The organism is Lysobacter sp. A378, from assembly GCF_054052125.1.
This window is the reverse complement of the sequence record NZ_JBSVRK010000001.1, coordinates 224,108-237,408: the sequence shown is the minus strand read 5'-3', so window position 1 is coordinate 237,408 and position 13,301 is coordinate 224,108. Positions and strand designations below refer to the sequence as shown.

General features: G+C 64.6%; 13 protein-coding genes. 5 read left to right on the top strand and 8 right to left on the bottom strand.

Annotated elements, in window-relative coordinates; all coding sequences use genetic code 11:
- The first annotated feature begins 47 nt into the window (after nucleotides 1–47).
- A complete protein-coding gene (locus ACW7G1_RS00975) occupies nucleotides 48–1,094 on the top strand; it encodes a patatin-like phospholipase family protein (RefSeq protein ID WP_456977903.1) in 1,047 nt (348 codons plus the stop codon).
- 42 nt (nucleotides 1,095–1,136) lie between these two features.
- On the opposite strand, the gene ACW7G1_RS00970 is transcribed toward ACW7G1_RS00975, so the two are convergent.
- Complete coding sequence (locus ACW7G1_RS00970) at nucleotides 1,137–1,619, bottom strand: Lrp/AsnC family transcriptional regulator (RefSeq protein WP_456962721.1); 483 nt, start codon at nucleotides 1,617–1,619, stop codon at nucleotides 1,137–1,139.
- 141 nt (nucleotides 1,620–1,760) lie between these two features.
- Between ACW7G1_RS00970 and phhA the strand changes: the two genes are divergently transcribed.
- Entirely contained in the window at nucleotides 1,761–2,651 is an 891-nt protein-coding gene (gene phhA / locus ACW7G1_RS00965) for a phenylalanine 4-monooxygenase (RefSeq protein WP_456977901.1), read from the top strand.
- Nucleotides 2,652–2,656: 5 nt separating this feature from the next.
- Here the strand turns inward: phhA and ACW7G1_RS00960 are convergent, their stop codons facing one another.
- Nucleotides 2,657–3,379 (bottom strand): hypothetical protein, encoded by a 723-nt coding sequence (locus ACW7G1_RS00960; protein WP_456977900.1) that lies wholly within the window; start codon nucleotides 3,377–3,379, stop codon nucleotides 2,657–2,659.
- A gap of 145 nt (nucleotides 3,380–3,524) precedes the next feature.
- On the opposite strand from ACW7G1_RS00960, the gene ACW7G1_RS00955 reads away from it, so the two are divergent.
- Nucleotides 3,525–4,601 carry a class 1 fructose-bisphosphatase gene (locus ACW7G1_RS00955; RefSeq protein ID WP_456977899.1) on the top strand — a complete coding sequence of 359 codons (1,077 nt, stop codon included), beginning with the start codon at nucleotides 3,525–3,527 and terminating at the stop codon, nucleotides 4,599–4,601.
- Between the two features lie 339 nt (nucleotides 4,602–4,940).
- On the top strand, nucleotides 4,941–6,326 hold the full coding sequence (locus tag ACW7G1_RS00950) for a sigma-54 interaction domain-containing protein (RefSeq protein ID WP_456977898.1): 1,386 nt from the start codon (nucleotides 4,941–4,943) through the stop codon (nucleotides 6,324–6,326).
- Between the two features lie 24 nt (nucleotides 6,327–6,350).
- Here the strand turns inward: ACW7G1_RS00950 and ACW7G1_RS00945 are convergent, their stop codons facing one another.
- The 6 genes from ACW7G1_RS00945 to ACW7G1_RS00920 form a co-directional block, all read right to left on the bottom strand.
- Nucleotides 6,351–7,694, bottom strand: a complete 1,344-nt coding sequence (locus ACW7G1_RS00945) for a transporter (RefSeq protein WP_456978800.1) — start codon at nucleotides 7,692–7,694, stop codon at nucleotides 6,351–6,353.
- A 97-nt stretch (nucleotides 7,695–7,791) separates the two neighbouring features.
- The gene (locus ACW7G1_RS00940; RefSeq protein WP_456977897.1) at nucleotides 7,792–8,583 is read right to left on the bottom strand and encodes a hypothetical protein; all 792 of its coding nucleotides are present in this window, start codon (nucleotides 8,581–8,583) and stop codon (nucleotides 7,792–7,794) included.
- A 12-nt stretch (nucleotides 8,584–8,595) separates the two neighbouring features.
- Nucleotides 8,596–9,255: a C39 family peptidase gene (locus ACW7G1_RS00935; protein WP_456963052.1), complete on the bottom strand. Its 660-nt coding sequence runs from the start codon at nucleotides 9,253–9,255 to the stop codon at nucleotides 8,596–8,598.
- A gap of 159 nt (nucleotides 9,256–9,414) precedes the next feature.
- A complete protein-coding gene (locus ACW7G1_RS00930; RefSeq protein WP_456977896.1) occupies nucleotides 9,415–10,995 on the bottom strand; it encodes an adhesin in 1,581 nt (526 codons plus the stop codon).
- A gap of 49 nt (nucleotides 10,996–11,044) precedes the next feature.
- Nucleotides 11,045–11,692 carry a hypothetical protein gene (locus tag ACW7G1_RS00925; RefSeq protein WP_456977895.1) on the bottom strand — a complete coding sequence of 216 codons (648 nt, stop codon included), beginning with the start codon at nucleotides 11,690–11,692 and terminating at the stop codon, nucleotides 11,045–11,047.
- 2 nt (nucleotides 11,693–11,694) lie between these two features.
- On the bottom strand, nucleotides 11,695–12,213 hold the full coding sequence (locus ACW7G1_RS00920) for a hypothetical protein (protein WP_456977894.1): 519 nt from the start codon (nucleotides 12,211–12,213) through the stop codon (nucleotides 11,695–11,697).
- 329 nt (nucleotides 12,214–12,542) lie between these two features.
- On the opposite strand from ACW7G1_RS00920, the gene ACW7G1_RS00915 reads away from it, so the two are divergent.
- The gene (locus ACW7G1_RS00915; RefSeq protein ID WP_456977892.1) at nucleotides 12,543–13,286 is read left to right on the top strand and encodes a 2OG-Fe(II) oxygenase; all 744 of its coding nucleotides are present in this window, start codon (nucleotides 12,543–12,545) and stop codon (nucleotides 13,284–13,286) included.
- Nucleotides 13,287–13,301 lie beyond the last annotated feature (15 nt).

Sequence of the window (13,301 nt, the reverse complement as noted above, 5' to 3'; positions counted from 1 at the left end):
GTTACCGGTATGCTCCCCGCTCCGCTCACCCGCATCACTGCCTGATCATGTCGACGAACGCGCCCTCGCGGTTGCGCCCGCTGCTGTTGCTGCCCATCGCCGTGCTGTTGAGCGCGTGCCTTGGCCAGACCCGGCCGACGCCACCCGATGCCGTCGCGCCAGAGCCGGTGGTGCCCGACATCCGCATCGGCCTCGCCCTCGGTGGTGGCGCGGCCAAAGGTTTCGCCCATATCGGCGTGATCAAGATGCTCGAAGCCAATGGCCTGGAGCCGGAGGTGGTCGCCGGCACCAGCGCCGGCAGCATGGTGGGCGCGCTCTACGCCAGCGGCATGGATGCATTCGCGTTGCAGCGCCACGCGGTCGCGCTCGACGAGAGCAAGATCCGCGATGTCCGGCTGTTCTCGGGCGGCCTGATCAAGGGCCAGTTGCTGCAGGATTACGTCAACGCGCTGGTCGACCAGCGCCCGATCAACGCCTTTGACAAACCTTTCGCCGCGGTCGCGACCCGGCTTGAGGACGGCAAACGCAGCGTGTTCCTGCGTGGTGACACCGGCCAGGCGGTGCGCGCCTCCAGCAGTATCCCCGGCGTGTTCGAACCCGCGGCGATCGGCCAATGGCATTACGTCGACGGCGGCGTGGTCAGCCCGGTCCCGGTCGACGCCGCACGTCAGCTGGGAGCGGAGTTCGTGATCGCGGTCGACATCTCCAGCCAGGCCAGCGGCCACATGCCCGACAGCCTGCTGGGCATCGTCAAACAGTCGGTCACGATCATGGGTCGCCAGCTCGGCACCCAGGAACTGGCGCGCGCCGACGTGGTGATCCGTCCCAAGGTCAACGATATCGGTGCCGCCGATTTCGCGCAGCGTAACCGCGCGATCCTTGCCGGCGAACAGGCCGCACTGGCGGCGATCCCGCAGATCCGCGCGCAGCTGGCGGCGATGAAGCAGGCGCGGGTCGATGCCGCGATCGCGAAGTCGCGAGCCGCGGCGGCGGCGAAGGCCGAGGCGATTGCCCGCTGCAAGGCCGCACTAGGCTGGTTCGGTGACAAGTCCGACTGCGACGGTGCCGCGGCCATCACCGACAGCGGCAGCTAGTTGCCGCCTGGCACCTAGGGCCAAGCCCTGAATCAGCGGCGTTCAGGATGTGGCACTTGGCAACGGCAACCCCCGGAACGCCTTGACCGTGCGCAGCACGAAGCTCGAGTTGACGTCATCGACGCCGGCCTGGTTGAGCAGCCGGTCCAGAAGGAAATGGGAAAAATGCTCCAGGTCGCGCACCACGACTTGCAGCAGATAGTCCATGTCGCCGGTCAAGGCATGACAGGCGACCACCTCGTCCCACTGATTGACGAACTCCCCGAAGGCATCGATCGCCTTGGTGTCGTGACGACTCAACTGGACCCGCACGAAGGCCTGCAGGCCGAGCCCGATATGTTCCGGACCGACCACCGCCCGGTAGCCGGCAATCACCCCCTCGCGCTCCAGTCGCTGGACGCGGCGCAGGCAAGCCGATGGCGACAGGTTGACCTGCTGCGCCAGCTCGGCATTGGTCTGGCGCCCGGCCTGTTGCAGCGCCGCCAGCAATAGGAGATCGGTACGGTCGAGGGTGGCAGTTGGCATATATCTGCGCTCATGGTCTATTACACGCAAGTATCGTGCAATACAGCGGGCACCCTCTGCAACAACGCAATCCATTTGCGGCGGTTTGTCGCTACAGTTGTGTGTATCACCGGGTTTCCACCCGTTACAGGAGTGCCATGCATGGAATCGCCCAACCACAACCAACAATCCGGCATGACCGACAAGGGCTACGTGCCGGTGTATACCACCGCCGTCGTCGAACAACCCTGGGATCGCTATACCGAGACCGACCACGCGGTGTGGGCACAATTGTTCCAGCGCCAGAAGCAGGTCCTGCCCGGACTGGCCAGCGACGAGTTCATCGCGGCACTGGCGGCGATGGAAATGACGCCCGACCAGATCCCCCGGTTCACCGACCTCAACCCGACCTTGCGCGCGGCCACCGGCTGGGAATTGATCGGGGTGGAGGGCCTGCTGCCCGAACTGACCTTCTTCGAGCACCTCGCCCATCGCCGCTTCCCGGTCACCTGGTGGATCCGCAAGCCCGATCAGATGGATTACCTGGCCGAGCCGGATCTGTTCCACGACCTGTTTGGCCACGTGCCGCTGTTGATGAACCCGGTATTTGCCGACTACATGCAGGCCTATGGCCGTGGCGGCGTGAAGGCGCACGGCATCGGCGCCGACGCACTGGTCAACCTGACCCGGTTGTACTGGTACACGGTCGAGTTCGGACTGATTAAACAAAAGGACGGGTTGCGGATCTACGGCAGCGGCATCGTCAGTTCCAAGGGTGAGTCGATCCACTGCCTGCAATCGGACGCGCCCAACCGGATCGGTTTCGACCTGGAGCGCATCATGCGCACCCGCTACCGCATCGACACTTTCCAGAAGACCTATTTCGTGATCGACGGCTTCGAGCAGCTGATGGAAGCCACCGGGCCGGACTTTGCACCGATCTACCAGCGACTGGCCGATCAGGATTCAATCCCCGCCGGCGAGGTGCGCGATGGCGACAAGGTCTACCACCGGGGGAGTGGCGAGGGCTGGCTCGACGACGGCGACGTCTGAGCCGATTACCCCGCCTTGGCGTTTGTATCGTTGGCGGCTTCGATGACGGACTCCGGCCGCAGGCAGCCAAAGGTCGCGATCCCGGTCGGCTCCGGGGTCACCTGGACCGGTCCGGTTTGTCGCGCCGTGACATAAAAGATGCGGCCGTCGTCTGCCGTTGCCTGGTACGCCTCCTTGTCACCCGTACCCTGGCCAGCAGGTCCCGGGGTCGGCGGGCGCGGCGGGAGCACCAGGCCCAGCGCCTGTCCGGCGGCGACGGCCAGCTCACCGGCACTGGCGCGCAAGTCGATTTCCAGCCCTTGACCGGGCTGACCCACCGCTGCAACGCGGACCGCCAGTACCGGCAAGCCGAACAGGCGCAGGCTGCCGTTACCGGTGCACCTCGCGCTGGCGGCGCGCAGCGGCTGGCCGTCGTCGGTCGTGTCAGCGGTCGGCATCGCCGGCGGTTCGGGGGCGGTGCCGGGATCGACTTCGCATGACAACGCGACGCCGTGGGCCAGCCACGCCGCCTGGACCCAGGGCGGTTGCTCGAACAGCTCGGCTTCCTGACAGGTAAGCCGGTCATCCAGGCTGAGTTGCTCGTCGCTGCCAACCGACTCGGTCAACTGGCGCGCCGGCGTGGCGCTGGCATCCACTTGCGGTGGGGCCGCAGGCGGCGCGGCCTCGCAGCCTGCCAACAGGCCGGCGGCGAGCAAACATGCAAGTGATAACGCCGAGTAGGTAGGCATGACACTCCAACCAATGGGGTAGTTGATCTAAACACGCCAAGACCGGTGTTGACACCCTGGACTCCTGACCTGAACCGCCGTGCCGCCGGTCGCAACCGGCTGGGCGGCTTACAATGCGGGCCGTTGCCACTGACGCCTCGATGCCATGACCCACGCCGCTGCCAGTTTCTCCTCGCCCCGCTCCCTGACCCGCTTCCTGATCGAGGAAGAACGCGCCGGTCACATCGGTCCGGACCTGCGCCTGCTGATCGAAGTGGTCGCACGGGCCTGCAAACGCATCTCCATCGAGGTTGGAAAAGGGGCGCTGGGCGGCGTGCTGGGAGACGCCGGGACGCCCGGCCAGGCCAGCATGAATATCCAGGGCGAGGCGCAGAAGAAGCTCGACGTGATCGCCAACGACGTGCTGATGGAAGCCAACGCCTGGGGCGGCCACCTGGCCGGGCTGGCGTCGGAGGAAATGGACCACAGCGTGCCGATCGCCGACATCTCGCCGGACGGTCCGCGCGGCAACTACCTGCTGTTGTTCGACCCGCTCGATGGCAGCTCCAACATCGACGTGAACATCTCGGTCGGCACGATCTTCTCGGTGCTGCGCTGTCCCGAGGGCGTGAGCGTGCCGGCCGACGAGCACTACCTGCAACCGGGCACCAGCCAGCTCGCCGCGGGCTATTGCACCTACGGGCCCAACACCACCCTGGTGCTGACCGTCGGCCATGGCACCCACGCCTTCACCCTGGACCGCCAGATCGGCAGCTTCATGCTGACCACCCGTGGGATGCAGATCCCGGCCGACACCCAGGAGTTCGCGGTCAACATGTCCAACCAGCGCCATTGGCAGCCGCCGATGCAGGCCTACGTGGCCGACCTGCTGGCCGGCAAGACCGGTCCGCGTGGCAAGGACTTCAACATGCGCTGGGTCGCCAGCATGGTCGCCGACGTGCACCGCCTGCTGACCCGCGGCGGCATCTTCAGCTACCCGCTGGATGCCAAATGCGCGGCCAAGGGCGGCAAGTTGCGTCTGATGTACGAGGCCAACCCGATGGCGATGCTGGTCGAGCAGGCCGGCGGCGCCGCCAGCACCGGACGGACGCGGATGCTGGAGGTACAGCCCACCGGTCTGCACCAGCGGGTGCCGGTATTCCTGGGTTCCCGCCACGAGGTGGAAGCGGCGGTGCGCTATCACCACGAGCATGACCAGAACCCCGACGACGCGAAGGCGTAAGCCCGCCACGCCGAGGCCCGCAACCCGTCGTCACTGGACTGGCGGTCAGAAAGTGGCCGGATACCCTTGCTGGTACCGTTGATAGCCAACGCCCAGCGCCGTATTTTCTGCCCCGCATCTTGGGATGACCGGCTACTGCCGTAGCCGGTCGTTTTGGCGTCGTCATGCGCCGGACAGGCCCCTCCGACAAGGGTCGAAGTCGTCATATGCCCGATTTCATGACGACGTCACCACCGCGTGGGTACTCATGGGCGCCGCGGGATGACCGATGCCACCGAAAGCCGATTGGTCGCGGCCGGGGCGGGCTGATCCGATTCGACCGGCTTTCGAAGGGGTCTCATGGCTGCGATTCCACACCTGTCCAGGCAATGCGTCATCTGGTTCGGGCGGCCACTGCAACGCGAACGCGATGCGCTAGCGGCAGCGGGTTGGCAAGTCCGCATTGCGAACCTGGCCGATGGCGGCGGGGTCGGCATGCGTGGCGGCGATACGGTGGTCGGACTGGTCGATTTTCGCAGCGCCGGTAACGACGGCTTGGCGCAGATCGAACCATTGACCTCCGACTACACGTACCTGTTGCTGATGGCCATCCGGCCCGCACGCGCGACGACCGCAGACCCCGCGACACAACGCCTGTTGGACCACTGCGTGAAGGTGTTCACGACCCCGGTGGATTTGACCAGTCTGATCCATGCACTGGATATCGCCATCGGCAGCCAGCACGGCGGCGATGCACGCGGGATCGATGCGTTGATCGGCAAAAGCCCGGTCATGCAGGACGCCCATCTGAGCATCCGCAAGTACGCCCAGGTGGACCTTTCGGTCTTGATCACCGGCGCCACCGGTACCGGCAAGGAAGTCGCCGCGCGGGCCATGCACGATCTTTCCAGCCGCCGCACCCAGCCGTTCGCTGCGATCAACTGCGGCGCGTTGCCGGCCAATCTGGTTCAGTCGGAGTTGTTCGGCCATGAACGCGGCGCATTCACCGGCGCTACCACGCGACGGGCCGGGCTGTTCGAGTTCGCCGAAGGCGGCACCGTATTCCTGGACGAAATCGGCGACCTGCCACTGGAGGCACAGACCAACTTGTTGCGGGTGTTGCAGGAAGGCCACCTGGAGCGTGTCGGCAGCCACCAGTCGATCGAGATTGATGTCCGGGTGCTGGCGGCGACCAATATCGACCTGGACCTGGCTGTCTCGCAAGGACGGTTTCGCAGCGATCTGTTCTACCGCCTGAATGTGCTGCGCCTGCACATGCCCGATCTGACCGACCGGGCCGGCGACATCGAGCTGCTGGCCCAGCATTTTCTGGACGATTTCCAGCGCAAATATCCCGGCCGCGCACGCTCGTTCACGCCGCAGGCGCGCCAGGCGATGCGCAGCTTCGGCTGGCCCGGCCATGTACGTGAGTTGCTCAACCGGGTTCAGCGCGCCGCCGTCACCGCCGACACCGAGCTGATAACCGCACAGGACATGGGCTTGGCGGATGCAGGCGTGGCGGACGTGGATGGCGCCTTGCCAGCAGGGCACGGCAAGTGCGCTTCCGCTGCCGGCAACAACCTCCTGGACCGCGCACGCGAGGGCGCCGAACGCGACGCCATCCTGGCCTGCCTGCGTGACAGTGGCTACAACGTCAGCGAAGCCGCGCGCCGGTTGAAGGTGTCCCGGGTAACGGTGTACCGGTTGTGCAAGAAGCACGGACTGGTATTGAGCGACCTGCGCTAACAGCGCCGCGCCGCCGGGCACCGGTTACAGCATGTACGGAACCTTGAATGACAGGCTGAAGTCCGGCGCGTCCGGGGTCAAGCCAATACCAAGCTGGCTGACCAGGGTGGTGTGCTCGCTCAACGCGTAGGTCACGCCCAGGTTGAACATCGCCGCATTGGCATCGCTGCCGATGATCTTCAGCCAGTCCTGACCGTCATAACGGGTGCGTGCACGTGCACTGAGCTTGTCGCTCACCGAAATGCTCAGGCTGGTGCGCTCGTTGAAGGCGAACGCAACGCCGGCGCCAAAGTAGAAGCTGCGGCCAAGCTGCACGTCACCGGGGTTGACGGTGTCCGGATTGTTGTCCAGATCGTCGAAACTGTTTTTGAACGAGTGGATATAGCCGAAATTCGCGAACAGGATGGCCGGGTCGGCGGTCTTGACCATCGACATGCCGATATTGGTCTGCCACACGCCGTTGCCGGTGGGCTCGTCTTCCGGCACTGCGAACCGGATGAAGCCGTCGTCATCGCGCTCCAGTACGTTCCAGGAGATCCCGTACGGCTCGCGTCCGGTGGGGGTGGTAACGCCAAGAGTGAGGATGGTTTCCGGCCAGCTCGTGCTCTCCGGATGCACGCGGTAGTTGCCGCTGACGGTGATGTCGCCGATGCCGTGACCCGTGGTGTCTTCCTGCGCGATCGCCGCTGCCGACCCACCTGCACCGCCCTTCTGGTACACCGTCTTGCGGGCAATATAGGGCACGTCCAGATTGAGGGTCACGCGTGGGCTGACGCCATACCGGGCGGCGAAATTGTAGGTCAGCGTGTCGGACTCGACATTCTCGATCGCGATATTGCCCAGGAAGATCGCGTCCAGCGCGAGAAAGCCGGTGAGGGTCAGTTGCTTGCGGTCGTAGCGGTTGTAGGAAACGCTGTTCTCCAGCGTCAACCGGCGATTGAACAACGCCGCTTGTTGTTGCTTGACGTCCTGCACGCTGCGGGTCGGGGCCTGCTGCGCCTGCTTGGCCTCGGCGGCCGTACTGGCGTAGCCTTCCGCCGACGGCGTGGGTGCCTGCGCCGGGGCGGCAGCGCCTTGGGCTGCGGTCGCCGGTGCAGGCTGGTTGTGGCTGGCCACTGGCGCGGAGGTCTGCGCGGGCATGGTCTTGCCCTGCACGCGCGATTGCAGGGCCTGGACCTGCATGTCCAACTCGCGCAGGCGACGAACCTCCTGCGCGTAGCTGTTTTTCAGCAACTCCAACTCGGCCAGCAACGCCTGGACATCGGCCTGATCAGCGGCAGTGACGTCTGTGGCAACAGCTGGCGTGTCCTGCGCATCCGGCGCGGTTTGGGCCTGCTGGGCAAGCGCCAGGCCCGGCACGCCCGACATCAAGGCGCCGGCCATGGCGGCGGTGATCATCTTCATCGGCCAGGTTCCCTCGGTGTCCAAGCTGCCATCCGTGCTCATGAATCGGCTCCGCCTACGCCTAGTAACCGCCAGGGATGCCGCGGGTCAGGTTGATCGCCTGGGCCACGTTCTGTGAAAGCTGCACGTTGGCGGCGAGCGACTGCCGTACCAGGTCGATCTGCAACTGGTTGCTGACCTGCTGGTTGTCCGCAGTCAACTGGATGGACTGGCCGAGACCGCCATTGCCGATCCACTGCCGCACCGCGCCCTGGCCGTCGATGGCCAGCAGCACGCTGGCCGAGTTGTCCTGGAAGCTGGCGCTCGCCAACGCATTGCCCTGGTTCTGGGCCGCATTGGCACCGATGCCGGTCGCCGCGCCCGCCGGTGCGGACCCGTCACGGACATTCAGCTGGGTGATGTTGTTGGCGCGGTTGCCATCACCGGCAACCTGCACGCTTTGGGTCATGCCCGACACGTTGGCAAGCCCGGAGGCATCAACGCTACGCACCACCCCACTGGTCTCCGGCATCGCGGCATCCGCCGCGGTGATGCTGACCGTCGGGGTGAAAGAGATCGTCGGAGTTTGTGACTGACTGAAGTCCATACCCAACGCCAACGTACTTTGCAGGGTCTGACCGGACGCGGTCTGCCAGGTGGAGATCATCGACACCCCAAACCACGCCACTGCGTTGTCGCCAACGGTATAGCGACCGCGCATGAGGGCCAGTTCGGGGTCGGGGATGGCTGTCAGTCCAGGCGCAGCGGCCGGCCCAGGGGTTGCCTGCCCGGCGTCCTGCGCAGCGATGACCGGGACCGCTGGCAGGCAGGCCAGGAAGGCGGCGACCAGAAGATGAATTGGGCGAATGCGCATGATTGCGCTCCTTCAGAATAGATCCGCATGGGTGAAACCAAAATCCAGCAACTCCGCATCGGTGACTGGCGCTTGCCGGGCAAGCAATGCGCGTGCGCTGGGCCGGCTGACCGGATCCAGCAGCACGGTGTTTCGATTGAAGTCACTGCCTATAACGACGAATACCGCTCGCGAGGGCCACGACTCCAGGAATTCCTCGATCGGGACACTTCGGTTGCCGAGGATCGGGTCGGCAATCTCGGCATAGCCATCGACCACCTGCTTGAGCACCACGAAATGGCGGAAGCCACGCACATCCATCAACACCAGTCCGGGGACCCGCAACGTGCGCAACCGCGCCTCGGTGACCCGGTAGCCGCGACCGCGCATCCCAAGCGATTCCACGTAGTGCTTGATGTCCAGCAGCGAGAACCCGCGTTGGGCCACCAACTCCGCATCCGATACCCCCAGCATTCCCTGGATCACGGTCTTCTCGTCCGCATCCAGGTTGTAGGCGTAGCGCAGGATGGTCGCCAGCGCGGAGGCACCACAGCTGTAGTCGGTCTGTTGCCGGACCACGTTGCGGAACCGGCCCTCACGCATGCTCTCCACGTTGCCCGTATACACCGCGCCGTTGGGCAGCACGCCGCTGAAGGCGACCTCGCTGGCCTGGGCCGGTGCCGCCACTCCCATGCAGACGCATGACAGCAGGGCGGTGATCAATAGTCCTCGGTACATGGCTCATCCATTGGAAAGAGAAAGCCCCACTCCCGGGGGAAGTGGAGCGGGGCTTCCGGGGAACCCCCGGCCATCAGGGAGTGGCCGGGGTTTTACGCTCCTTGATGAATCTTGTTACTCAACAGGAGGAATTTCGCCGCCACCGCCGGTGGACGGCTGGGCCACGGCCATGGCCAGGCTGTTGGCCTGCATGTTGCCAGTGCCGGCCGACACGTTGACGCCGATGTTGCCCGATGCGGCGCTGAACGCGCTGCCCGACAAGCTGGCCGTGTTGGTGGCGTTGACCGCGATGTCATACCAGTTGGTGACACTGCCACTCAAGGTCGCGTCGAGGATCGCTATGCCCATTTCGGAATAGCCCAGCTCCCCGGACTCGCTGCCTTCGTACGTGCCGGCTTCATCGGTATCGAACGCAAACCCGCCGATTTCCGTGCCGGCATCGTCCACGTCGCGATACGGATTGTTGACCGCACCCTGGGCCTCGCCGTCGAAGTCGGTATGGCCCGAATCGTTACCGCCCGGGTGCGGACCTTCATCCCAGTCATCCGGATAGAAGTTGTGCGCCTGGTAGGCGTTGCCGGTACCGGCGTACTCGCCGGAGGCACTGCCTTCATAGCTGCCCGAGCCTTCGGCGACGGTGAAGCCATCGACAAAGCCGGTGATGTCGATATCGACAGTCTCGCTACGACTCTCATAATGGCCGATGTTGTCGGTCAGGTTGCCCGAGCTGTTCTGGTTGGAGCTGACGCTGGACTGCGCATAGGCACTGGTCGCGACCGAGGCTGCCAGCGCGTTCTTCTGCTGGTTGTTGTTGCCCGAAGTGACGTTGACCCCGATGTTGCCGGAAGCGGCATTGAACGCGTTGCCACCGATACCAGCATCGTTGATCACGCCGACGTTGGTGGTGAGGTTGCCGCTACCGGCCTGGTTGACGAACACCTCGGCGTCGGCCATGCCAAACGCAAAGCTGGCATCGGCAGCCGACAGCGCGGCGGCGTTGTCCTGCACGTTGTTGTCACCGGCGGCGACGTTGAACGCCAGGTTGCCGGACGCTTCCGAGCCGACGTCATCCTCGATCGAAGCGTCGTTGGTCAGCATGTCGTTGAAGCCCTCGTTGTCGCTGGAGGACTGACGGTTGTCGACGACCGCAATGGCGGCCGAATCAATGACGATGTCACCCGAGACGGTGGGGGCGCCGGTGATGGCGATATCGGAGCTCAGCGACAGGTCCTTCTTCAGGGACACCGCGACCTGATGCTCGTTGCCTTCCTTGCGGATATCGGAGTTGACCACTTCGTTGCGCTCGATGTTTTCCGTCACATCGCTGTTCCAGCTGTAGTCGCGGTCATCGTTGATGGACACGTCGCTAGTGTAGTCGCTGGTGTACGAATCGCTTACCGAAGTGCTGTAGCTGCGGTCGTCGTTGATGGACACATCGCTGGAGTACGAATCGCTTTGCGTGTTGGTGGTGTAATTGTTGACGTTGGTGTTGTCGGTGGTGCTGTTGGTGGTGTCGTTGTTGACGGTGGTATTGCGGGTGTCGTCGACGGTGATATCCCAGTCTTCCACGACGACATGGTTATGGAGAATGTCGGCGCTGATGTTGGGGTCGTCGACGGTTTGCGCGAAGGCCAGCGGGCTGGTCACCAATGCGGCGACAGCCATGGCGATGGCGGTTTTCCTTAGGTTGATCATGGTGTAACTCCTCTCTCTCTCTCGTGGTACTGCTTGAAAAACACGTCGCTCACGGGCCTCCATGCACCGACAGACCAAACTGGTTGCTGATGCTGTTACCGGATCCCGCGATCTGGTTGAGTTGCAGGACGCCCTCGAATCCCTGCAGCGCGGTGGACTCCACCGCAACGCTGCGCGTGCCGGTCATGGCCACGTTCGAATCCGGAAGCGGCTGCCCCCCCGCTGTCGCGAACACGGCCGATGACAATCCACCGTCGGTCGTCTCGCGTATGCCCTGGTTGGCCAGCGCGGCGGTAACAACGTTCAGTTCCGCGTTGCCACTGCCGCTGGCCTGGTTGATCGACACCAGTCCGCTCGTCCGATGGAACGCTCCGCCGCCAATGCTTGCCGCGGCGTGCAGGGGCATGTCGTACTGGTTGCCGGTTTGTTTCTGGACGGCCACGACCTGGCTATCGGCGCGCTCACCGCTGGAAAAGCTGCGCAGGTTGGCTTGCTGGTTGAAATCACCCGCCGCCAGGTTGACAGCGATGGCGCCATTGGCCGCGTCGAACGCCTGGCCATCGATCCGGCTGTTGGCCAGATAATCGAGCATGCCGGCGTAGTCATCGGCGGATTGTGCGTTGGCGGGCGCGACGGCCACGGCCAATACCGCGGCGCAGAGCACGGTCGTCAACGCAGTGAGTGAACGAATGTCCATCCTCACCCTCCCGGCGGCGCATTGGCGGGCGGCGATACCAACGGGAACTGCGACAGCGCGCCCTGCACCTGGTCACCGATGCCGCGGGTCACATTGCCGACCGCGCCCATGTGCACGCCCAGCGATTGGGTGATTCCACTTCCAGAAAGCATGCCGTTGCCGGAGGTCACTCCCGCCAGCGAGCCGCCGATGGCGCGGGTGGTCATCCGCTCTACGGTGGTAATCGGCCGCGGGCTCACGGCGCCGGCGCCCATGGACGCGTATTCCGCGTCCGTCAATTCGCCGGTGCCCAGCATCATGCTGATTTCGCTTTTCGGGGACGGGTCCACGATCAGTGCCATGCCCGGTGGCGGTGACCGGTAGGCATGACGGGCGGAGACATCCCGCAGCAGCACGATCTCACCCGGCTCTGCATTGACGCCTTGGTGGGCATCCGCCGCGAATGCCGTCGCTGGCGCCAGCAACACGCCCATGAACAGCGGCGACAGCAAATGACTGAGCTTGAGACGAGCGCCTTGCATGACATTTCCCCGCGGTAGGTGTCTAAGCCTCCACGCAGACACCATGCCAAAGCGGAAAAACCCATTATTTACAATGAGTTAATAGGATATTCCGGTGGTTCTATATCGCCGGTTGTTACACCTGGCTCACAGTCAAATCCGGCCAGGACGCCCCGATTTGGCCCATCGCCCCGCGGTGACTGGCTTTCAGCGGTGTAACGCCGGTGATACACATCCCGGCCGCAGAGTTACAACGCCGGCGTATGGTTCGTGCGCCCGGCTTCGATATCCGCGGGTCGGGTGCGAGAATGGCCGCTGTTGCCATCGCTCCGTGGAGCACCATGCCTGACATGACCGCCTCCCCCATCGAGTCCCGCACCGACCCGGATAGCGGCCACGTCGATGACTTCATCGAGACCCAACACGATGCGCTCGAACGCGACTGGTGCGCCGATGTGGTGGCGCGCTTCGAACGCAGCAACGACACCACGCCGGGTCAGGTCGGTGGCGGCGTACAACCCGACCTGAAGGACAGCCTGGACCTGACCATCACCGGGCGCGAGCCGTGGCGCGATGTGGAGGCTACGCTCAACAATGCGGTCCTCCGGGGCCTGCTGGCTTACCTGCGCCGGTATCCGTATGCGTTGATCGCGCCGTTGATGCTGGAGGTTCCGGACGCGGAAGGTCGGCATCATCGGCTAACCCCCGAGCGCCTGCGGGCGATGGACGATGCGGCCCTTGCGCCGGTGGTGCAGACCGTCCTGCGACCGGGGGCGATCAACCTGCAGCGCTACCGCGGCGACCGCGGCGGCTATCCCTATTGGCATTGCGAGCTTTATCCCCGCGACCAGCACGCGGAAACGCTGCACCGACATCTGTTATGGACGGTGTACCTGAACGATGAGTTCGAACAAGGCGAGACCGAGTTCCTGTACCAGCGGCGCAAGGTGGCACCCCGGACCGGCTCGTTGTTGATCGCGCCGGCGGCGTTCACCCATACCCACCGCGGCAACCGGCCGGTGGGCGGGGACAAGGTCATTGCCACCAGCTGGATACTGTTCCAACGGGCGCAAAAACTCTACGCGCAGGGGTGACGCGCTGGCGACCTG